At 64.3% G+C, this 20,546-nt stretch carries 17 protein-coding genes and 1 pseudogene; 6 read left to right on the forward strand and 12 right to left on the reverse strand.

The window, feature by feature from the left end; genetic code table 11:
- Nucleotides 1–64 precede the first annotated feature (64 nt).
- A pseudogene (gene iaaH / locus GA0061098_RS47285) lies at nt 65–1,496 on the forward strand (indoleacetamide hydrolase).
- On the opposite strand, the gene GA0061098_RS35305 reads toward iaaH, so the two are convergent.
- The gene (locus tag GA0061098_RS35305; protein WP_091966011.1) at nt 1,480–2,391 is read right to left on the reverse strand and encodes a LysR family transcriptional regulator; all 912 of its coding nucleotides are present in this window, start codon (nt 2,389–2,391) and stop codon (nt 1,480–1,482) included. The pseudogene iaaH and the gene GA0061098_RS35305 overlap by 17 nt on opposite strands.
- 299 nt (nt 2,392–2,690) lie before the next feature.
- Here GA0061098_RS35305 and GA0061098_RS35310 point away from each other — a divergent pair, with 299 nt between their 5' ends.
- The 3 genes from GA0061098_RS35310 (at nt 2,691) to GA0061098_RS35320 (ending at nt 6,089) form a co-directional block, all read left to right on the forward strand.
- A complete protein-coding gene (locus GA0061098_RS35310; protein ID WP_091966012.1) occupies nt 2,691–3,872 on the forward strand; it encodes an HlyD family secretion protein in 1,182 nt (393 codons plus the stop codon).
- A gap of 116 nt (nt 3,873–3,988) precedes the next feature.
- Entirely contained in the window at nt 3,989–5,599 is a 1,611-nt protein-coding gene (locus GA0061098_RS35315; RefSeq protein WP_091966013.1) for an MDR family MFS transporter, read from the forward strand.
- Nucleotides 5,600–5,627: 28 nt separating this feature from the next.
- Complete coding sequence (locus GA0061098_RS35320; protein WP_091966014.1) at nt 5,628–6,089, forward strand: carboxymuconolactone decarboxylase family protein; 462 nt, start codon at nt 5,628–5,630, stop codon at nt 6,087–6,089.
- A 136-nt stretch (nt 6,090–6,225) separates the two neighbouring features.
- Here the strand turns inward: GA0061098_RS35320 and GA0061098_RS35325 are convergent, their stop codons facing one another.
- The 6 genes from GA0061098_RS35325 to GA0061098_RS35350 all read right to left on the reverse strand — a co-directional run bounded on the left by GA0061098_RS35325 (nt 6,226) and on the right by GA0061098_RS35350 (nt 11,940).
- Nucleotides 6,226–7,086 carry a D-amino-acid transaminase gene (locus tag GA0061098_RS35325; protein ID WP_091966015.1) on the reverse strand — a complete coding sequence of 287 codons (861 nt, stop codon included), beginning with the start codon at nt 7,084–7,086 and terminating at the stop codon, nt 6,226–6,228.
- A 167-nt stretch (nt 7,087–7,253) separates the two neighbouring features.
- Entirely contained in the window at nt 7,254–7,985 is a 732-nt protein-coding gene (locus GA0061098_RS35330) for an amino acid ABC transporter ATP-binding protein (RefSeq protein ID WP_091966016.1), read from the reverse strand.
- 12 nt (nt 7,986–7,997) lie between these two features.
- On the reverse strand, nt 7,998–8,690 hold the full coding sequence (locus GA0061098_RS35335) for an amino acid ABC transporter permease (protein ID WP_091966017.1): 693 nt from the start codon (nt 8,688–8,690) through the stop codon (nt 7,998–8,000).
- A 4-nt stretch (nt 8,691–8,694) separates the two neighbouring features.
- Nucleotides 8,695–9,426: an amino acid ABC transporter permease gene (locus GA0061098_RS35340; RefSeq protein ID WP_091966018.1), complete on the reverse strand. Its 732-nt coding sequence runs from the start codon at nt 9,424–9,426 to the stop codon at nt 8,695–8,697.
- A gap of 115 nt (nt 9,427–9,541) precedes the next feature.
- Entirely contained in the window at nt 9,542–10,453 is a 912-nt protein-coding gene (locus tag GA0061098_RS35345; RefSeq protein ID WP_091966019.1) for an amino acid ABC transporter substrate-binding protein, read from the reverse strand.
- 101 nt (nt 10,454–10,554) lie between these two features.
- The gene (locus GA0061098_RS35350) at nt 10,555–11,940 is read right to left on the reverse strand and encodes a M20 family metallopeptidase (protein ID WP_091966020.1); all 1,386 of its coding nucleotides are present in this window, start codon (nt 11,938–11,940) and stop codon (nt 10,555–10,557) included.
- A 275-nt stretch (nt 11,941–12,215) separates the two neighbouring features.
- Between GA0061098_RS35350 and GA0061098_RS35355 the strand changes: the two genes are divergently transcribed.
- The gene (locus tag GA0061098_RS35355; RefSeq protein WP_091966021.1) at nt 12,216–13,595 is read left to right on the forward strand and encodes an LLM class flavin-dependent oxidoreductase; all 1,380 of its coding nucleotides are present in this window, start codon (nt 12,216–12,218) and stop codon (nt 13,593–13,595) included.
- A 48-nt stretch (nt 13,596–13,643) separates the two neighbouring features.
- Here the strand turns inward: GA0061098_RS35355 and GA0061098_RS35360 are convergent, their stop codons facing one another.
- The 4 genes from GA0061098_RS35360 to GA0061098_RS35375 all read right to left on the reverse strand — a co-directional run bounded on the left by GA0061098_RS35360 (nt 13,644) and on the right by GA0061098_RS35375 (nt 18,948).
- Nucleotides 13,644–15,305 carry a thiamine pyrophosphate-binding protein gene (locus GA0061098_RS35360; protein ID WP_091966022.1) on the reverse strand — a complete coding sequence of 554 codons (1,662 nt, stop codon included), beginning with the start codon at nt 15,303–15,305 and terminating at the stop codon, nt 13,644–13,646.
- A 270-nt stretch (nt 15,306–15,575) separates the two neighbouring features.
- Nucleotides 15,576–16,079: a GFA family protein gene (locus GA0061098_RS35365; protein WP_091966023.1), complete on the reverse strand. Its 504-nt coding sequence runs from the start codon at nt 16,077–16,079 to the stop codon at nt 15,576–15,578.
- 125 nt (nt 16,080–16,204) lie between these two features.
- On the reverse strand, nt 16,205–17,332 hold the full coding sequence (locus GA0061098_RS35370) for an alkene reductase (protein ID WP_091966044.1): 1,128 nt from the start codon (nt 17,330–17,332) through the stop codon (nt 16,205–16,207).
- 119 nt (nt 17,333–17,451) lie between these two features.
- The gene (locus GA0061098_RS35375; protein ID WP_091966024.1) at nt 17,452–18,948 is read right to left on the reverse strand and encodes an aldehyde dehydrogenase family protein; all 1,497 of its coding nucleotides are present in this window, start codon (nt 18,946–18,948) and stop codon (nt 17,452–17,454) included.
- Nucleotides 18,949–19,129: 181 nt separating this feature from the next.
- On the opposite strand from GA0061098_RS35375, the gene GA0061098_RS35380 reads away from it, so the two are divergent.
- Nucleotides 19,130–19,975, forward strand: coding sequence for an SDR family NAD(P)-dependent oxidoreductase (locus tag GA0061098_RS35380; protein WP_091966025.1), 846 nt, complete (start codon nt 19,130–19,132; stop codon nt 19,973–19,975).
- A gap of 213 nt (nt 19,976–20,188) precedes the next feature.
- Here the strand turns inward: GA0061098_RS35380 and GA0061098_RS35385 are convergent, their stop codons facing one another.
- Nucleotides 20,189–20,395: a hypothetical protein gene (locus GA0061098_RS35385; RefSeq protein ID WP_008145196.1), complete on the reverse strand. Its 207-nt coding sequence runs from the start codon at nt 20,393–20,395 to the stop codon at nt 20,189–20,191.
- Between the last annotated feature and the right edge of the window lie 151 nt (nt 20,396–20,546).

The raw sequence follows: 20,546 nt of genomic DNA on the forward strand, positions 1-20,546 counted from the left end.
GAGGCTTCAGCCTCTATGTTCGGGAGGGCGCCCTGACGGCTGCCCGCCAATCGGGTGACGCATCATGGATTTCGACCAGTTGACCCTGACCCAGGCCGCGGCCGCCCTCCGCGCCGGTACAGTCAAGAGTACCGCGCTCACAACGGAGGCTCTCGCCCGCGCCAAGGCCAATGCCGATCTCAATGCCTTCGTCACGCTGGACGAGGCCGGCGCCCTGAAGGCCGCCGCGGCATTCGACACGACGGACGACAAGAACAAGCCGCTCGGCGGTGTGCCCCTTGTGATCAAGGACAACATCGAGGTCGCGGGACTGCCCTGTAGCGCCGGCACACCCGCACTTAGGGATTACGTTCCGGAGGCCGATGCGCCGGTCGTGGCAAAGCTGCGCGCTGCGGGCGCGATCATCATCGGCAAGACCAGCATGCACGAGCTGGCCTTCGGCATCTCCGGCTACAACACCGCTTTCAAGACCGGCGCCGAGTTCGGCGTGCGCAACGCCTATGACCGCACCCTGATCGCCGGCGGCTCCTCGTCCGGGACCGGCGCTGCGATCGGCGCGCGGATCGTCGCTGGCGGGCTCGGCACCGACACCGGTGGATCGGTGCGCGTGCCCGCCGCGCTGAACGGATGTGCCTCGCTGCGCCCGACCATCGGCCGCTATCCGCAAGAAGGCATCGCCCCGATCTCGCACACGCGCGACACCGCGGGGCCCGATGGCCGCGACCATGGCCGACGTCGAACTGCTCGATCGCGTGATCTCGGGTCGCGAGGCGGTCCTACCTGCCGACCTGAAGCAGGTGCGGATCGGCATCGTGAAGACGATGTTGACCAATCTCGATGTCGACACCGAAACCGCCTTCCAGGCCGCCATCATGCGGATGAAGGCGCAGGGCGTCACGGTCGTTGAGGTCGAGATGCCGCAGCTCGCCGAACTCAACGGCCAGGTCGGCTTCCCCGTCGCGCTGTATGAAGCCTATGACGACATGGTCGGATATCTCGCCCACACCGGCACAGGCCTCACCATCGAAGCGCTGGCGAGGGAGATTGCGAGCCCCGACGTGAAGGGCACCTATGATGGCCTCGTCATCCCGCGCAAACTGCCCGGTCCGGACAATACGCTGCTCGATGCCGGGCCGATCTACGACGCGGCGATCAAGACCGCACGACCGGCGCTACAGGCGCTCTATGCCAGGACCTTCGCCGATCATCGGCTCGACGCCATCGCTTTCCCGACCACGCCGCGCGTCGCAATCGCCTCCAATCCCGACTCCAGCAGCCTCGAGAACTTCGGGCTCTTCATCCAGAACACCGATCCCGGCAGCAATGCCGGCATTCCCGGAATCCAGATCCCGGTCGCGCTCGGCGCCACCAGCGAGCTGCCGATCGGCCTTGAGCTGGACGGCCCGGCGGGCAGCGATGCGCAGCTCGTTGCGATTGGCATGGCGCTGGACATTGTATTCGGACGGCTGCCGCCGCCGCTCATGAATAGGGATTGATCAGCTTTTGCTGCTCGGCGCTGTGCTGCGCGAGCAGGTCGATGAAGGTCCTGACCTTCGCGGACAGATGATGACGATGCGGATAGACCGCGTTCATCGACAGCTCGATCGTCCGATACTCCGGCAAGAGGCGCACGAGGCGACCGGCTTCGAGGTCGTCCTGAATGAGAAATCCCGCCATCAGACAGATTGCGGCTCCCTCCAGTGCGACCTTGCGCAGCGCTTCCCCGCTGTTGGTGACGAAGCTGCCCGAGATGCGTACGGAGGCCGGTGCGCCTTTGCGATCGAGGAAGCGCCATTCATCACCGAACGGATAGTTCAGGTGCCGGCCACAATTATGCGCGGCGAGCTCGTCGAGCTTCTGCACCCGGCCGTGCTTCTCGAGATAATCGTGCGAACAGCACAGCACGTGACGCCAGGTGGCGAGGCTGCGGACGATCAGGCTTGAATCCGGCGGCGAGGTCATGCGCAAGGCGACATCGTAGCCTTCCTCGATGAGATCGACGTCGCCTTCGCCCATGCGCAGATCGACCTTGAGCTCCGAATAGGTCGACAGAAGCTTTGCCACCACAGGCGCGACGAACTGCACCATGTGCGTGGCGACGTGGATGCGCAGCGTGCCGCGGGGCACCGACTGCAATTCGCTTGCGATATCGTCGGCCTGTTCGATGTCGGCGAGGATCTGGACGCAGCGGTCGTAATAGGCCTTGCCGATCTCGGTGAGGTTGACCTTGCGCGTGGTCCGCTGAAGCAGCCTCACCCCGAGCCGGTCTTCCAGCGCCTGAACATGATTGCTCACCATGGTGGTCGACATGTTGAGCTTGCGGGCGGCTGCAGAGAAGCCGCCGGTCTCTACCACCCGGCTGAAGACTTCGAGGCTGGTCAATCGATCCATGGCGCCGGATTATCCGCCTTTGATGGACAATCGCAAGGAATTCACCCCGATTATCTATCAAAACATGGAGTTCATCCGGCTTGGAGGCTCCGGTGCAGCAGGACGCATGCGTTAGCAGCAATCGCTCGACGGGCGCGGCAATCCCGCTGGGGCAGTCGTGGGTCTGGTTTCGCTAGACATCACAACCAAGGCGATCTCTCCGGATTATCCAACCCTGATGGATAATCCTTCCAGCATTTCGTCGATTATCACCCAGCGCAGAAAGACCAATAGTCTCAGGACGCCGATAGGAGACTTCCATGTCCGAGATGCCCCGCGCCGAGATTTTTCAGCAGGCAACTGAAATTACCCCCGATAGCCCCAAGCCGCCGCCGACTGTCCCGGCCTGGAATAGGGTGCGGCGCGCGGCGCTGGTGCTCGCGTTCCTCGCGGGTACGGCAGCGATTGTCTATTACGGACACGACTACTGGACCAACGGTCGCTACCTTGAGACAACCGACGACGCCTATGTGAAGGCCGACTCCACGATCATCGCACCAAAAATCTCCGGCTACATCGCCAAGGTGCTGGTCAGTGACAACGAAAAGGTGAAGGCCGGCCAGGCGCTGGCCAAGATCGACGATCGCGACTTCAAGGCCGCGCTCGACCAGGCCAAAGCCGACGTCGCCGCCGGCGAAGCCTCGGTGCGCAACATCGATGCCCAGCTCGAACTGCAACAGCCGATCATCGAGCAGAGCACGGCTGACGTCACCGCAGCGGACGCCAACCTGAAATTCGCGCAGGAAGAGCGCGCCCGTTACGACGACCTCATGAAGACCGGCTCCGGCACGATCCAGCGCGCGCAGCAGACCGACGCGGCGCTGCGTGCCAGCAGCGCGCAATTGCAGCACGCGAAATCCGGCCTGCTGGCCGCGCAGCGCAAGATCGACGTGCTCACGACCCAGCGCGCCCAGGCGGCGGCCCAGCTCGAACGCGCCCGCGCGGTCGCGCAGCAGGCGGCGCTGAACCTGTCCTACACCGAGATCACCGCGCCGGTCGAGGGCACCGTCGGCGCCCGCTCGCTACGCGTCGGCCAGTACGTGCAAGCCGGCACGCAATTGATGGCGGTGGTGCCGCTCGATGCGGTCTACGTGGTCGCCAACTTCAAGGAGACCCAGCTCACGCATATGCGGCCGGGTCAGCCGGTCGAGTTGCACGTCGACAGTTTTCGCAATCGAACCCTGCACGGCCATGTCGACAGCCTGTCGCCGGCGAGCGGGCTCGAATTCGCCCTGCTGCCGCCCGACAACGCCACCGGAAATTTCACCAAGATCGTGCAGCGGGTGCCGGTGAAGATCGTGCTCGACGACCACAGCCTCACCGGCCTGCTGCGCCCCGGCATGTCGGCGGTGCCGACGGTCGATACCAAGCAGGCGGTGCTGGCCGAGCGCGAGACGGCGAAGCGCCTCGCCGACAACACGTCCCGCCCCAACGGCGGCTGAAGCCGGAAGGTATCGGCGGGATGATCAAATCCTGCCAACGATCCTTCCACAGCTTCATCGATTATCGAAACCATTCGCCTGACGCATCCTGTCTCCGTACCCGAGACGAGGCTTCCATGAGCACGCTGCAACCGACCCTCGACGCCGCCACCAATCTCGCCGCCCCCGCAGCTCCGACCACGCCGACGGTATCCGCAAAGACCTGGGTCGCGGTGATCGGCGCGACGCTCGGCGCCTTCATGGCGGTGCTGAACATCCAGATCGTCAACGCTTCGCTCGCCGACATCCAGGGCGCGATCGGCGCCGGCATCGACGACGGCGGCTGGATCTCGACCTCCTATCTGATCGCCGAAATCGTGGTGATCCCGCTCTCCGGCTGGCTGGCGCAGGTGTTCTCGATCCGGATTTACCTTCTGACCAACGCGGTCCTGTTCCTGGTTCTCTCGGCGGCCTGCGCACTGGCGCAGGATTTGCCGCAGATGATCGTGCTGCGCGCCGTGCAGGGATTTACCGGCGGCGTGCTGATTCCGATGGCGTTCACGCTGATCATCACGCTGCTGCCGCGCGCAAAACAGCCGGTCGGCCTTGCCCTGTTCGCGCTGTCGGCGACGTTCGCGCCCGCGATCGGCCCGACCATCGGCGGCTATCTCACCGAGAATTTCGGCTGGGAGTACATCTTCTACGTCAACCTCATCCCCGGCGCGGTGATGGTCGGCATGCTCTGGTACGCGCTCGAGCCCAAGCCGATGAAGCTGGCGCTGCTGCGCGATGGCGACTGGGCCGGCATCATCACCATGGCGATCGGGCTATCGGCGCTCCAGACCGTGCTGGAGGAAGGCAACAAGGACGACTGGTTCGGCTCGCCCTTCATCGTCAGGCTGTCAGTGATCGCGGCCGTCGCGCTGTCCGCCTTCCTGATCATCGAGCTCACGGTGAAGAAGCCGCTACTCAACCTGCGCCTGCTCGTCCGCCGCAATTTCGGCTTCGGCATGCTCGCCAATTTCCTGCTCGGCATTGCGCTGTACGGCTCGGTCTTCATCCTGCCGCAATATCTGTCGCGCATCCAGGGCTACAATTCCGAGCAGATCGGCATGGTGCTGGCATGGACCGGATTGCCGCAACTCCTGCTGATTCCGCTGGTGCCGCGCCTGATGCAAAAGTTCGATGCGCGGGTCATCATCGGCATCGGCTTCGTGCTGTTCGCGGCTTCCAACTTCATGAACATCTATATGACCAACGATTACGCCGCCGACCAGCTGCTGTGGCCCAACGTCGTCCGCGCCATCGGCCAGGCGCTGGTGATGGCGCCGCTGTCGGCGGTCGCCACCGCCGGCATCGAGGCGGAGAACGCGGGCTCGGCCTCGGGCCTGTTCAACATGATGCGCAATCTCGGCGGCGCTGTCGGCATCGCACTGCTCCAGACCGTGCTGACCAAGCGCGAGCAGTATCACTCCAACGTGCTGATGCAGTCGGTCTCGGTGTTCGAGCAGGCCACCCGCACACGGCTGGAACAGCTTACGCAATATTTCGTCAATCACGGCATCCTCGACCGTGCGGATGCGGCGCATCGCGCCTATGTCGCGATTGGCCATACCGTGCAGAAGCAGGCCTATATCTTCGCCTTCAGCGACACGTTTTATCTGCTCGGCATGGCACTGATCGTCGCGCTCGCCGCGGTCCTCTTCCTGAAGAAGCCCGGCCAGACCTCAGCCGGTGGCGCCCACTGACTCAACCCAGCAAGCAAGGAGAACGACCATGAAACCCCGGATGAATTTCTACCAGGCCGCGCCCGACACGATGAAAGCGCTGATGGCGCTGGAGACGCAGATCCAGTCCACGGGGCTCGAGAAATCGCTTATCGAGCTCGTCAAGATCCGGGCGTCACAGATCAACGGCTGCGCCTTTTGCATCAACATGCACACCGAGGACGCCCGCAAGCGCGGCGAGACCGAGCAGCGCATCTATCTGCTCGATGCCTGGCGCGAATCCCCGCTTTACACCGATCGCGAACGCGCCGCGCTGGCCTGGACGGAATCGGTCACGCTGATTGCGCGGACGCACGCGCCTGACGACGTCTACGAGCAGGTCCGTGCGCAGTTCTCCGAGGAAGAGACGGTGAACCTGACCATGCTGATCGGCGCCATCAACGCCTGGAACAGGATCGCGATCGCGTTCCGTGCGGTTCATCCGGTGAAGGTGAAGGCGTCCGTGGCGTAGGTCGCAACACGCGCCTCAGCGCAGGTCTCGTAGGGTGGGCAAAGGCGCACTTACGCCGTGCCCACGTCTTCCCATCAAATAGGCAGGACGTGGGCACGCTGCGCTTTGCCCGCCCTACGGCAGCTGAGTGCGCGGCTCAGACCGCCGTCGCCTTGGCGAACTCCACGTAGATTTCGCGCAGGCGCGTGGCCATCGGGCCGGGCTTGCCGTCGCCGACCTTCTTGCCGTCGATCGCAACCACGGGCTGGACAAACAGTGACGCCGAGGTGGCAAAAGCTTCCTTCGCGGCCAGCGCCTCGGCCACCGTGAACGAGCGCTCCTCGACACGGAGCTGACGCTCCTCGGCGAGCGCCACCACGGCCTTGCGGGTGCAGCCCGGCAGGATCGCGTTGGAATTCTTGCGGGTCACGATGACGTCGTCCTTGGTGAGGATGAACGCCGAGGAGGAGCCGCCCTCGGTGACGTAGCCGTCTTCCAGCATCCAGGCTTCGCCGGCGCCAGCTTCGGCCGCGGCCTGCTTTGCCAAGACCTGCGCCAGCAGGGCCACGCTCTTGATGTCGCGCCGCTCCCAGCGGATATCAGGCACGGTGATGACGTTGATGCCGGTCTTCGCGGAAGCGGCGTTGATGATGTCCTTTTCGGAAGTGAACATCACCAGGCTCGACTTGACGTCGCCCTTGGGGAAGGCGAAGTCGCGGCCCTTGTCGGCGCCGCGCGTCACCTGGAGATAGACGAGGCCGTTGGCGACCTTGTTGCGCGCGATCAGCTCCTTCTGCAGCTCGGTGATGCGCTCGACCGTCTCCGGCAGCTTCAAGCTGATCTCGCCGACCGAGCGCTCCAGCCGCGCCAGATGCGAGGCGTTGTCGACCAGCTTGCCGTCGAGCACGGCCGAGACCTCATAGATGCCGTCGGCAAACAAGAAGCCGCGATCGAGGACCGAGACCTTGGCGTCCGAGAGCGGGACGAATGAGCCGTTGACGTAGGCGATCGGGTCCAAGGCAGGTCTCCTGGGGAGAAAGGGGAATTTGGGGCGTTATACGCTGATTGAGGGGCGCAATCATCCCTCGTTTCGTCATTCCGGGGCATTCGCAAAGCGAATGAACCCGGAATCTCGAGATTCCGGGCCTGCGCCTTCGGCGCATCCCGGAATGACGGCAGCGGTAATTAATGCGACAGAATCTTCGACAAGAACTTCTGCGCGCGGTCGCTGCGCGGCTTGCCGAAGAAATCGTCCTTCGCCGCGTCCTCGACGATCTCGCCGCGGTCCATGAAGATCACGCGGTTGGCGACCTTGCGGGCAAACCCCATCTCGTGGGTGACGACCATCATGGTCATGCCCTCATGGGCGAGATCGACCATGACGTCGAGCACTTCGCTGACCATTTCGGGATCGAGTGCCGAGGTCGGCTCGTCGAACAGCATCACGATCGGGTCCATGGCGAGCGCGCGCGCGATCGCCACGCGCTGCTGCTGGCCGCCGGAAAGCTGCGCGGGAAATTTCTGCGCCTGTTCCTTCAGGCCGACGCGATCCAGCAGCATCATGCCCTTCGTCACCGCCTTGTCAGACGACCTGCCCAGCACCTTCTGCTGCGCGAGGCAGAGATTGTCGATGATCTTGAGGTGCGGGAACAGCTCGAAGTGCTGGAACACCATGCCGACGCGCGAGCGCAGCTTGGGCAGATTGGTCTTGGGGTCGTTGACCTTGGTGCCGTCGACGCTGATGTCGCCGCTCTGGAACGGCTCCAGCGCATTGACGCACTTGATCAGCGTCGACTTGCCCGAGCCCGAGGGTCCGCAGACCACGACGACCTCACCCTTGGTGACGCTGGTGGTGCAATCGGTCAGCACCTGGAAGCTCGGAGTGTACCATTTGTTGACGTGGCTGATTTCGATCATGACCGACACGCTCTATCGAATGATGGCGATGCGCGCCTGAAGGCGACGGACGCCGAAGGACGCGATACAGGAAATGGTGAAGTAGACGACCGCTGCGAACAGATACATTTCTACGAGGCGCCCGTCGCGTTGCGCGACCTTGCTCGCCGCTCCCAGGAAGTCCGTGATCGAGAGGACGTAGACCAGCGAGGTGTCCTGGAACAGCACGATGGTCTGCGTGATCAGGACCGGCAGCATGTTGCGGAAGGCTTGCGGCAACACGACGTAGCGCATGGTCTGGGCGTAGGTCAGACCCAGCGCGCTGGCCGCGGCCGGCTGGCCGCGCGAGATCGACTGGATGCCGGCGCGCATGATCTCGGAGAAGTACGCCGCCTCGAACATGATGAAGGTGATGAGCGAGGACGCGAACGCGCCGACGCTGATCGGGCGCGAGGCGCCGGTCACCCACTGCCCGATATAGGGCACCAGGAAGTAGAACCAGAAGATCACCAGCACCAGCGGCAGCGAGCGCATGAAGTCGACATAGACCCCGGCGATCCGGCCGAGCAGCTTGAGGCCGGACAGGCGCATCAGGGCGAGCGCCGTGCCGAAGACCAGGCCGCCGAGAGCTGCAAGCCCCGTCAGCGTCAGGGTGAACGTCATGCCCTCGTAGAACAAATAGGGCAGCGCGCGGCGGATGACGTCGAAATCGAGATTGCCGAACATCGCGCTATTTCCCCGTGATGTAGCCGGGGATCGCGACCCAGCGCTCGAGGAAACGCATCGCGGTCACGACGACGGCGTTGACGAGAAGATAGAGGATGGTCGCGGCGGTGAAGGCCTCGAACACCTGGAACGAGAATTCCTGCATCGAGCGCGCCTGTCCGGTCAGCTCCAGCAGGCCGATGGTGATCGCGACCGCCGTGTTCTTGATGGTGTTGAGGAACTCCGACGTCAGCGGCGGCAGGATGATGCGGAACGCCATCGGCAGCAGCACGTAGCGATAGCCCTGCGCAGTGGTCAGGCCGAGCGCCGTTGCGGCCATCTTCTGCCCGCGCGGCAGTGAGCCGATGCCGGCCTGCAATTGCACGGCGACGCGCGCCGACATGAAGAAGCCGACGCCGATCGCCGCCGTCCAGAACGGCGCGTTCGGCAGCTGCTTCAGCCAGGTGCCGGCGCCTTTCGGCAGCAGTTCCGGCAGCACGAAGAACCACAGGAACAGCTGCACCAGCAGCGGCATGTTGCGGAAGAATTCGACATAAGCGAAGCCGAACCAGTTCGCACCCTTCGACGGCAGCGTGCGCATGACGCCGACGAGCGAGCCGGTGATCAGCGCGATGATCCAGGCCAACGCCGCGGTTTTCAGGGTCAGCACCAGGCCCGACAGCAGCATGTCGAGATAGGTGCCCGTCCCCATCGGGTTCGGCTGGAAAAAGATTCCCCAGTTCCAGTTATAGTTCACGTGTCCCCCGCGCGAACGCGCCAGTCAGAGATATCCTGGCCGCCTATGCAAATGTCCGGCCACCCCTGTGTCAAGAGTGGCCGGACATGATCCCGATCGAAAGATCGAGGTTATCCTACTTATAGTCGTCCGGGTTCGGCGAGTCCGAAGGCTTCGCGAACTCGTTCTTCAGCTCGGCCGAGATCGGCGTATTGAGGTTGAGGCCCTTCGGCGGGATCTTGGCCGTGAACCATTTGTCGTAGATCTTCTGGGCCTCGCCGGACGTATAGAGCGCAGCGGTCGCCGCATCGACCACCTTCTTGAAGGCAGCGTCGTCCTTGCGCAGCATGATGCCGTAGGGCTCGGGCTTGGAGAATGCGTCCTTGGAGACGGCGTAGTCATCCGGCGACTTCGAGCCGGCGACAAGGCTCGCGAGCAGGATGTCGTCCATGACGAAGGCGACCGCGCGGTCAGTTTCGACCATCAGGAAGGCTTCGGCGTGGTCCTTGGCGGGGATGATGTTTGCGCCGAGGCTTTTCGCGACGTTAGCCTCGGTGAGCTGCTTGATGTTGGTGGTTCCCGCGGTCGAGACCACGGTCTTGCCCTTGAGGTCCTCGATCGACTTCAGGCCGCTCGACTTCTTGAAGACGTAGCGGCTGGCGGTCAGGAAGTGGGTGTTGGTGAAGGCGACCTGCTTCTGGCGCTCGGCATTGTTAGTGGTCGAGCCGCATTCAAGGTCGATGGTGCCGTTCGCCATCAGCGGGATACGGGTCGCCGACGTCACCGGATTGAGCTTGACCTCGAGCTTGTCGAGCTTGAGCTCCTTCTTCACGGCGTCGACGATCTTGTAGCAGATGTCCATCGCGAACCCGACGGGCTTCTGATTGTCGTCGAGATAGGAGAAGGGGATCGAGGAGTCGCGGAAGCCCAGCGTGATGGCGCCGGTGTCCTTGATGTTCTTCAGCGTGCCTGTCAGCTCCTGGGCCCCGGCCTGGCTGACGGCGAAGGTCGCGGCGAGCGCGAGCCCAATGCTACGGAAATGTTTCACTTTTTTGGTCCCCTTTCAGGATGATGCGGCCCGGATGCAAGCACAGATTGGGCCGGATTAGAATGTGACTTTCGGCTGGCTTGCGGCAGAGGTTAATGGGCTCAGGTCAGCGGCTTGGGCAATTCCCCGAGATCCCAGAACAGGCCGGCCATCACCGTCAAGGCTTCTTCCGTCAATGGCAGCAGGATGTGCTCATTGGGCGCATGCTGGGAGCAGCCGGGATAGGAGTGAGGGACCCAGATCGTCGGCAGACCCAGGATCTCGGAGAATACGTCGTTGGGCAGCGAGCCGCCGAAGTTCGGCAGCACCGCCGGCGGCTTCCCCGTGGTCTCTTTCACCGAATCCGCGGCCCATTTGATCCAGGGGCTGTCGAAATCGGTCCGCGATGCAGCAAAGCTCTGCGCCGCCCGCACCTCGACCATCGGAAAGCCCTTCTGGACAAGGTGCGCGCGAACCGCCTCGATCAGGCCGCCGACCTCGGTGCCGACCACGAAACGCAGTTGCAGCACGGCATTGGCATGGCCTGGAATGGCGTTGGCCGGCTTCTCGATATTGCCTGATGACATCGCCAGCACTTCCAGCGTGTTCCAGGCGTAAAGCCGCTCGGCGGCCGACAGCCCCTCCTCGCCCCAGTTCTCGGCAAGCGCCGGCTCGTCCTGGGTAGGGACCACCTGTACGTCGGCGAGATAGCTGCGGATCTGGTTGGTGAGGCGCGGCGGCTTCAGCGCGTCGAGCTGGAGGCGGCCGCGGCCGTCGACCAGCGTCGAGATCGCGTTGACCAGGATGGTCGCAGGGTTGGCGAGCACACCGCCCCAATTGCCGGAATGGTGGCCGCCGTCGCGCAGGTTCACATCGAGATGAATGCGGATGCCGCCGCGGCATCCCAGGAACAGCGTCGGGCGGTCGGCGGACAAACGGGGCCCGTCGGAGGCCATGAACAGGTCGGCCTTGAGCGCGTCGCGATTGAGGTCGCAGACCTTGCCAAGATCGGGCGAGCCGATCTCCTCGCCCATCTCGACGATGAACTTGGCGTTGAAGCCGAGCTTGCCGCCACGGGCGTCGCGCACCGCACGGAGTGCCGCCATGTTGATGCTGTGCTGCCCCTTGTTGTCGGCGGTGCCGCGGCCATAGAGCCGCGTGCCCGCAACCGTCGTGCGCCAGGGATCGCGGCCCTCGCGCCACTCGCCCTCCATGCCGTCGACGACGTCGCCATGGCCGTAAATCAGCACGGTCGGCGCCGAGGCGCTTTCGTGATGCTCGGCGAACAGGAACGGCGACTTGCCACTGGGGGACTCGACGATGCGGCTGGCAAAATCCAGCGCGGCAAACGCCGGCTGCATCTCCTGTTCCAGATAGGCGCGCAGCTCGGCACCGCGCGAGGGATTCTGGCTTTCGGTCTTGAAGGCGACGCGGCGGTCGAGTTCAGCGAGGAACGCACCGGATTTGAAATCCTCACGGGCGCGGGCGATGGCGTCGGCTCTGGTCATGACTTGCTTTTCGAGACTTTGAGACGAAGGACCCTACCCGAGACAGGGTGGCCTTCGAAAGTGGCGGGGAGTTCGATAGTTCTTGGAGTTCTCTTGTAATTCTCTTGAACTTCTCTTGGGATTTCGTTCTTGCTCTCTTGAGATTGGCTTGCCAAAGGCGGCAGCGCGACTGATTTTGGCCTTGCCAAGCGCAGGTTATATGCAAGAACTTCGCCAAGTTCGCGCGCACATCTACCATTCGAAGAGCGCTCAGTATAGAGCGCCGGGGAACGATCATGGCCAAGCAGATCAGGCTCAATGCCTTTGCGATGAATTGCGTCGCGCACCAGTCGCCGGGCCTGTGGACCCATCCGCGCGACCGCACCGCCGAGTATAACCGCCTGCCCTACTGGATCGATCTTGCCAGGACGCTGGAGCGTGGCCGTTTCGACGGATTGTTCCTCGCCGACGTGCTCGGCGTCTACGACGTCTACGGCAACAGCCCTGACGCGGCCTTGCGCAACGCAGCACAGACGCCGTCGAACGAGCCGCTGCTGCTGCTCTCGGCGATGGCCGCGGTGACGAAAGACCTCGGCTTCGGCGTCACCAGCAATCTGTCGTTCGAGCCGCCCTACCCGTTCGCGCGGCGGATGTCGACGCTGGATCATCTCACCGAGGGGCGGATCGGCTGGAACGTCGTCACCGGTTATCTCGACAGTGCCGCGCGTGGCGCCGGCAAGGACAAGCAGACCGGGCATGACGACCGCTACGACATCGCGGACGAATATATGGAGGTGGTCTACAAGCTCTGGGAGGGAAGCTGGGAGGACGACGCCGTGCTGCGCGACCGCAAGCGCGGCATCTTCACCGATCCCGCCAAAGTCCATCGCGTCAACCATGAGGGCGCGAACTACCGCATCAACAACACCATTCATCTCAGCGAGCCCTCGCCCCAGCGCACGCCCGTGCTCTACCAGGCCGGCACCTCGCCGCGCGGCCGGCAGTTTGCGGCACGTCACGCCGAATGCGTGTTCATGTCAGGACCGTCAGCCAAGATCATCGGGCCGCGCGTGTCGGCGATCCGCCAGGAGGCCGCCTCGGTCGGCCGCAATCCGGCTCAGATCCTGATGTTCAACATGATGACGATCATCCTCGGCAACACGGAAGCGGAAGCTGCGGCGAAATATGCCGACTACCGATCGCATATCAATCCGGAAGGCGCGCTGGCCCTGATGTCGGGATGGACCGGCATCGACTTCTCCGGCTACGAGCTCGACCAGCAAGTGCGTCACGTCCAGAACGATGCCGGTCGCAGCGCGCTCGACAACGTCACCCGGGGCGATCCGGACCGCGTCTGGACCGTGCGCGACGTCATCGAGCATGTCGGCATCGGCGGCGCCGGCCCTGTCGTGGTCGGCACGCCGGAGATGGTCGCGGACAAGATCGAGGACTGGTTCGAGAAGACCGACGTCGACGGCCTCAACGTTGCGTTTGCGGTCTCGCCCGGCGATTTCGAGGATATCGCCGACATGCTGGTGCCGGAGCTGACCAAGCGTGGTCGGTACAAGCCGGAATATGCGAAGGGCACGCTGCGGGAGAAGCTGTTCGGCGCCGGCCGCGCAAGGCTCGATGCGCCGCATCCGGCGGCGGGGTATCGGGTTGGGAGGAAGGGGTAGGCGCCACACGCCGTGTCGTCCCGGCGAACGCCGTGGAGGCAGCTTGCCCTACACCTTCCCGTCCACCATCACCTCGATCAGCTTCGTCCCCGGCCGGCCAAACGCCGACGCCAGCGTCGCCTTCAGTTCGCGGGGATCGCTCACCTTGATCGCCTCGCAGCCGAGCGCCTTGGCGACGCCGGCGAAATCCACGGGCGGATCGACGAAATCCATGCCGACATAATTGTCGTCGCCATGGAAAGCGAGCAGGCGCTGCTTGATGATGCGGTAGCCGCCATTGTTGGCGATGACGACGTTGAGCGGCAGCTTGTGATGCGCCGCGGTCCATAGCGACTGGATCGAATACATCGCGCTGCCGTCGCCCGAGAAGCATACGACCGGGCGGTCCGGATTGGCGATGCTGGCGCCGACCGATGCCGGCAGGCCCCAGCCGATGCCGCCTGAGGCAAGGCCGTGATAGCCGTAGCGATCGCGATGCGGCCGCAGCGCCGTCACTTGACGGCTGGAGGTGAGGCCCTCGTCGACGAGGATGGCGTTTTCCGGCATGGCCTCGACCATTTGCAGCACGAGGAAGTCCGGATCGATCGGCGCGCGGCCGGCGCTCTTGCCGATCTGCTCGACCAGCGCCGCGCGGCGTGCGGTCCAGTTCTTCGGCGCGATCTCGGCGAGGCGCTGCTTGGCGCGGCTCGCCAGTGTCGCGCCACCCATCTCCTTCAGCACCGGGATCAACGCGCGCAGCGTTTCCTTCAGATCCGCCTTGAGCGCGATTTCGGCGCCGTAATTCTTGGCGATCTCCCAATCGGCGAGGCCGATCTGCACGATGCCCAAGCCGTCCGGCAGCGCATCGACCTCGCTATAGACAGACATCCGCAAGGGATCGCCGCCGAGCGCAATCAGGAGATCGTATGGCGCGAGCGTATCGCGCGCGACCTTCTGCACGCGTGCCAGCGTGCCGACAAAGCTCGGGCTCTCCGACAGGAAGTGCGAGCCATAGGGCGTCGAGGACTGGTAAGCCGCCGCGCCGAGCAGTTCGGCAAGCTCGGCAGCCTCCTTCAGCGCATCGCTCTTGACCACCTCGTCCATGGTGACGACGACGGGGCGCTCCGCCCTCAGCAGCCGCGCAGCAATTGCCCTCAGCGCTTCGTCCGACGGCCTTGTCCGTGCGTCGATGCGGGTGGAGCGGCTGAGATCGATCCCGGCTTCGCTGTTCAGGATGTCGCCGGGCAGCGAGATGAACACCGGACCGGTCGGCGGCGTCGTCGCAATCTTGGCGGCACGGCGCACGATGCGGGGCAAATCCTCCAGCCGCGTCACCTCCACCGCCCATTTCACCAGCGGTTCGGCCATGCGCACCAGCGGCCCATACAGCACCGGCTCCATCAGGCCGTGGCCCTGCTCCTGCTGGCCCGCGGTGAGGATCATCGGCGTGCCCGTGAACTGGGCGTTGTAGAGCGAGCCCATCGCGTTGCCGAGGCCAGGCGCGACATGAACGTTGCAGGCGACGAGTTTTCCGGAGGCGCGGCTATAGCCATCGGCGATGGCCACCACCAGACTCTCCTGCATCGCCATCACATAGGTGAGGTCGGGATGGTCCTTCAGCGCATGCATGACCGGCAGCTCGGTGGTGCCGGGGTTGCCGAACAGATGCGTGATACCCTCGTCCTTGAGCAGCGCGAGAAAGGCGGAGCGGCCGGTGATCTTGTTCTTCATGTTTCCTCCAGGAGCGGACGTTGCCGCAAGGACGACGCCATGATGGCCGAAGTCGCGGGAGGCGCGCAAGGAAGTGTGCTCATGGCTGCGTTGCGCCGGAGCGGCAAACCCCGCTCTCTTGTCCCGGACGCGGCGCAACGTGCAACGTTGCGGCGCAGAGCCGGGACCCAGTTGCTCACCGCATTCTCCGCCGCATGGGCCCCGGCTCAGCAGCGCGGCACTCCGCGCCGCACCGCGTCCGGGGCACGAGAGTGATGCAAGCGGCTCCCGCTACATCTCCTCCCGCCCCAGCTCGAACGGGTCCTCGCCACCTGCCCGCTTCTTCTTTTTCGAGCGCTGCCAGACCACGCCGGGGAAGCCTTTCAGCGGCACCAGTGGCTCGCCGGTATAGGCCCATTCCTGCAGCTCCTCGATCCCGATGTGATAGAGCGGCTGGCGGCCGGTGCGCTCCCTGAAGAGCGCACGCGGGATGTTGACCATGTGCGGACCGCGCGGACGTTCATAGGCAATCGGCGTGCCGCAATGCGAGCAGAAGCTGCGCGTGGTCGTGGTGGCCTTGTCCTCGTAACGGGTGAGTGCCGTCTTCCCCGACGTGATGCGAAACCGCTTCTTCCAGCTGCCGACATAGGTCGCGTAGGCCGCGCCGTGGGCACGACGGCTGGCGGCCGAATGATCGTGCCAGGCCCAGCGCGCGGGGATATCGATCTCGAAGGTGACCTTGCCGCAGAGGCATTGCCCGGTGGCGAGGCCTGCGGCGGCTGCGGCTTTGGCCATTTGTGTTTTCCCTGCTGTCATTCCGGGATGGTGCGAAGCACCAGACCCGGAATCTCGAGATTCTCCGGTGCGCAATTGCGCACCATAGTTCGATGCTCCGCATCGCCCCGGAATGACGGAAGAGGTCAGGCCGGCGCCAATTCGTCATACACGGGATAATCTGTATACCCCTTCTCCTCGCCGCCGTAGAACGTCGCGCGGTTGTACGGCGTGATCGGGTAATCGTGCTCGAGGCGGCTCGGCAGATCGGGGTTGGAGATGAAGATGCGGCCGAAGGCGATGATGTCGGCATGGCCGTCGGCGATCGCCGCGTTTGCGGTCTCGCCGGTGAAGCCGCCGGCGGTCATCAGCACGCCGCTGTAGAGCGGGCGGAACAGCAGCATCGCCGACGGCACATTCTGCCAGTTGACCTCGGCGCGACCCGAGCCGCTCGATCGCGGCTCGATGAAGTGCAGATAGGCGAGGCCGAGGCTGTCCAGCGCCTTCACCACGTGGGTGTAGAGCGGCATGGGATCGGGCTCGCCGGAATCGTTGGCGATGCCATGCGGCGACAGCCGCACAGCGACGCGATTCGCGCCCCAAACGTCGATCGCGGCCTGCGTCACCTCGAGCAGCAGCCGGGCGCGGTTCTCGATCGAACCGCCATATTGATCGGTGCGCTGATTGCTGCGTGATTGCAGGAATTGCTCGAGCAGATAGCCGTTGGCACCGTGGATCTCGACACCGTCGAAACCGGCCGCGAGCGCATTCTTCGCGCCTTGCCTGAAGGCCTCGACGATACCCTTGACCTCTTCGGTCTCCAGCGCGCGCGGCGTCTCATAGTCCGAGATCTTGCCGTCGGCCGTCATCGCCTTCATGCCCTCGGCCTTGATCGGGATCGCCGAGGCCGAAACCGGCAGCTCGCCGCCGTGGAAGGAGGAATGCGAGACGCGGCCGACATGCCAGAGCTGGAGGAAGATGATGCCGCCCTTGGCGTGCACGGCATCCGTCACCTTGCGCCAGCCGGCGATCTGCGCCTCGGAATAGATGCCCGGTGTCGCGGGATTACCGCGGCCGTGCGAGAGCACCGGCGAGGCCTCGGCGATGAGCAGGCCGCCGGGCGTCGCACGCTGGCCGTAATATTCGGCGTTGAGCGGGCGTGGTGAAAAGCTCTCGCGCTCGGCCCGCATGCGCGTCAGCGGTGCCATCGCCACGCGATGCGCAAGCTTGTACGGACCGACCTGCAACGGTCTAAACAACGCCTCGAATTTCATGCTGACCCCGAGTTTCTTTGGAAGGATGCGGATCATATAGCGAGGGGCGGCACCCGGAAAAGGCGCCGCCCCCACAAAAGCAGATATTCCCTCCCGCGGAAGGCAGGAGAGAACAGGCGCTAGGCCGTCTTGATCCAGACGGACTTCACGTTGAGATATTCCTCGACATGCTGCTTGCCGGACTCGCGGCCATAGCCGCTCATCTTGTAGCCGCCGAAGGGCACGGCCGGGTCCATCGCCTGGTAGCAGTTCACCCACACCGAACCGGCACGCAGCGATTTTGCGACCGCATGCGCCTTGCTGACGTCGCGCGTCCACAGGCCCGAGCCGAGGCCGAAGGTGGTGTTGTTGGCGCGCTTGACCAGCTCATCCATGTCCTTGAACGCGATCGCGGAGATGACGGGGCCAAAAATCTCCTCCTGCGCGATGCGCATGTTGTCCTGAACGCCCGCGAACACGGTCGGCGAGACGAAGAAGCCCTTCGACAGCGCGCCCTCGGTGACGCGGCCGCCGCCGGCGAGCGCCTTCGCGCCTTCCTTCTGGCCGATATCGAGATAGCCGGTGACGCGCTCGAGCTGCTGCTCGGACACCAGCGGCCCGATCTGCACATTGGGATCGAGGCCGTTGCCGACCTGCAGCTTCTTGCCGAACTCGGCGACGCGGCCGACGAACTCCTCGTAAATCGACTGCTCGACGAACAGGCGCGTGCCGGCGCTGCAGATCTGGCCCGAATTGGCGAACACCGCCATCGCCGCGCCGGGCACTGCGGCGTCGAGATCGGCATCAGCGAACACGATATCCGGCGACTTGCCGCCGAGCTCGAGCGAGACGCGCTTGAGGTTGCCGGCGGAGGCACGGATGATCGACTGACCCGTGACGTGCGAGCCGGTGAAGGCGACCTTGTCGACGTCATGATGCGAGGCGAGCGCGGCGCCCGCGGTCTCACCGTAGCCGGGCACGACGTTGACGACGCCGGGCGGAATGCCGGCCTCCATCGCCAGCTCGGCGATGCGCAGGGAGGTCAGCGGCGCCTCTTCGGCGGGCTTGAGCACCACGGTGCAGCCGGTCGCGATCGCCGGGCCGATCTTCCAGATCGTCGCCGTGAGCGGGCCGTTCCAGGGAATGATGGCGCCGACGACGCCGATCGGCTCCTTCAGCGTGTAGGAGAATATCTCGCCGGGCAGCGAGTTCTCGATGGTCTCGCCATGGATCGCCGTGGTCTGGCCGGCGTAATAGCGCAGCATGCCGACGGCGCGCAGGCGATAGGCGCGGGTGCGGCTGAGAGGCGCACCCATGTCGAGGGTATCAAGCTGCGACAATTCGTCGAAATTCTTCTCGACGAGGTCGGCAAGCTTGAGCAGCAGATTCTGCCGCTCGAACGGTTTCACCTTGCTCCAGGGGCCCTCGAAGGCGCGGCGGGCGGCGGCAACCGCACGATCGATGTCTTCCTTGTCGCCCTCGGCGACGGTGGCGAGCAATTCGCCGGTGGCAGGGTTATGAGTCTCGAAGCGCTTGCCTGAGGCTGCGTCGACCCACTTCCCGTCGATCAGCATCTGCTTGTAGAACCCATTCGCGAAGGGATGGCGCGTGATCGGAATAGCCTGCGACACAGCCATGGCTGCACTCCCTGTCAGGTGATTGATTGTTCGATCTGGGCGCGATCTTTAGGGTGAAGGATACAGCCGTGCCGGAAAGGCGTAAAGGCAGCGCCGAACGAAGACCTCCCATGCCAACTTGTGCAGGGTCGGATTGTCGCCATGTTATAGCTCGAGCGAGAGTCCTTCCCGGAGATGATCCATGTCCCATCCCGCCATCGTCAAAGACAATGTCGCCGTGATCACGGGTGGCGCGTCCGGAATCGGACTTGCCGCCGCTGCGGCCTACGCGCGCGCCGGCATGAAGGTGTGTATCGCGGACGTGGACCGGGAACGGCTGGCGGACGCTGCGACAAAACTGTCATCCGTCACGTCTGCCACAAACGTGATGACCTTCGCCGTCGATGTCAGCAGCGCAGAGAGCGTGAGGGAATTGGAACACGCCGTGGCCGCGCAGTTCGGCGGAACGGACCTGCTCATGAACAATGCCGGCATCCAGCCGGGCAGCACGCTGTTCGGCGAACCCGACAATTGGCAGCGCGTCATCGCCGTCAACATGTGGGGCATCATCAACGGCTCGCGCATCTTCGCGCCCAGCATGATCGCACGCGGCAAAACCGGCCTCATCATCAACACCGGCTCGAAGCAGGGCATCACCACGCCGCCGGGCGATCCCGCCTACAATGTCTCCAAGGCCGGCGTGAAGGCAATTACCGAAGCGCTCCAGCACGAGCTGCGGAACACGAGAGACTGTCGCGTCACGGCACATTTGCTAATTCCCGGCTTCGTCTTCACCGGCCTCACGGCGAAGGGCCGCACCGAAAAGCCGGCCGGCGCCTGGACGCCGGAGCAGACGGTCGATTTCATGCTGGCGCGGCTTGAGGTGGGCGATTTCTACATTCTGTGCCCGGACAACGACGTGCCGCGCGCGCTCGACGAGAAGCGCATGCAATGGGCCGCCGGCGACATCGTCGAGAACCGGCCGCCGCTGTCGCGCTGGCACCCGGATTACGCGGATGCGTTCACGAGGTTCGTGGACGGGAAGTGACGTTTTCCTTCTCCCCTTGTGGGAGAAGGTGGCATAGGCGGCCTTCGGCCGCCGTTCTTAAGAACGCCGATGCTTTGCATCGGCTACGGCGCCGGATGAGGGGTATCTATCCCCGAATATAACTGTCAGCGAGACTCGCGGTGAGAGACCCCTCACCCGTCTCGCCGCTATGCGGCGAGCCACCCTCTCCCACAAGGAGAGAGGGTAAGAAAGCTACAGCGTCTCTTGCTGGTGCCCGCAATTCTTGCAAGCGAACTTGACCCGGGTCTGGCCTTTCTCCGCCTGGACCCGGTTCGGCGCGCCGCACTTGCCGCAGACGGCCTCGATGCGGGTCGCGCCCTGCTTGACGACGATGGTCTTCTTTTCCATCGATTCGCGGATCAGGCGCTCGGCCTCCTCACGCAGCGATTGTTTCGACAAAGCTCGTCTCCGCCTCTGGAAAGCGCGAGAGCCATAACGCACCTGCGTTCGAAGTACAATGCGGGATGCGGATCGGAAGGCCCGATCAAAACGTCATTCCGGGTGGTCGCGGACGCGAGAGCCGCGGAGCGACGCTCCGCGGCTCTCTTGC

The organism is Bradyrhizobium shewense, from assembly GCF_900094605.1.
Taxonomy (GTDB): domain Bacteria; phylum Pseudomonadota; class Alphaproteobacteria; order Rhizobiales; family Xanthobacteraceae; genus Bradyrhizobium; species Bradyrhizobium shewense.

Bases quoted from the DNA above. Each gene is read 5' to 3' on its own strand.
- GA0061098_RS35305 (WP_091966011.1), bottom strand. From the start codon at position 2,391: ATGGATCGATTGACCAGCCTCGAAGTCTTCAGCCGGGTGGTAGAGACC.
- GA0061098_RS35310 (WP_091966012.1), top strand. From the start codon at position 2,691: ATGTCCGAGATGCCCCGCGCCGAGATTTTTCAGCAGGCAACTGAAATT.
- GA0061098_RS35315 (WP_091966013.1), top strand. From the start codon at position 3,989: ATGAGCACGCTGCAACCGACCCTCGACGCCGCCACCAATCTCGCCGCC.
- GA0061098_RS35320 (WP_091966014.1), top strand. From the start codon at position 5,628: ATGAAACCCCGGATGAATTTCTACCAGGCCGCGCCCGACACGATGAAA.
- GA0061098_RS35330 (WP_091966016.1), bottom strand. From the start codon at position 7,985: ATGATCGAAATCAGCCACGTCAACAAATGGTACACTCCGAGCTTCCAG.
- GA0061098_RS35335 (WP_091966017.1), bottom strand. From the start codon at position 8,690: ATGTTCGGCAATCTCGATTTCGACGTCATCCGCCGCGCGCTGCCCTAT.
- GA0061098_RS35350 (WP_091966020.1), bottom strand. From the start codon at position 11,940: ATGACCAGAGCCGACGCCATCGCCCGCGCCCGTGAGGATTTCAAATCC.
- GA0061098_RS35355 (WP_091966021.1), top strand. From the start codon at position 12,216: ATGGCCAAGCAGATCAGGCTCAATGCCTTTGCGATGAATTGCGTCGCG.
- GA0061098_RS35360 (WP_091966022.1), bottom strand. From the start codon at position 15,305: ATGAAGAACAAGATCACCGGCCGCTCCGCCTTTCTCGCGCTGCTCAAG.
- GA0061098_RS35365 (WP_091966023.1), bottom strand. From the start codon at position 16,079: ATGGCCAAAGCCGCAGCCGCCGCAGGCCTCGCCACCGGGCAATGCCTC.
- GA0061098_RS35370 (WP_091966044.1), bottom strand. From the start codon at position 17,332: ATGAAATTCGAGGCGTTGTTTAGACCGTTGCAGGTCGGTCCGTACAAG.
- GA0061098_RS35375 (WP_091966024.1), bottom strand. From the start codon at position 18,948: ATGGCTGTGTCGCAGGCTATTCCGATCACGCGCCATCCCTTCGCGAAT.
- GA0061098_RS35380 (WP_091966025.1), top strand. From the start codon at position 19,130: ATGTCCCATCCCGCCATCGTCAAAGACAATGTCGCCGTGATCACGGGT.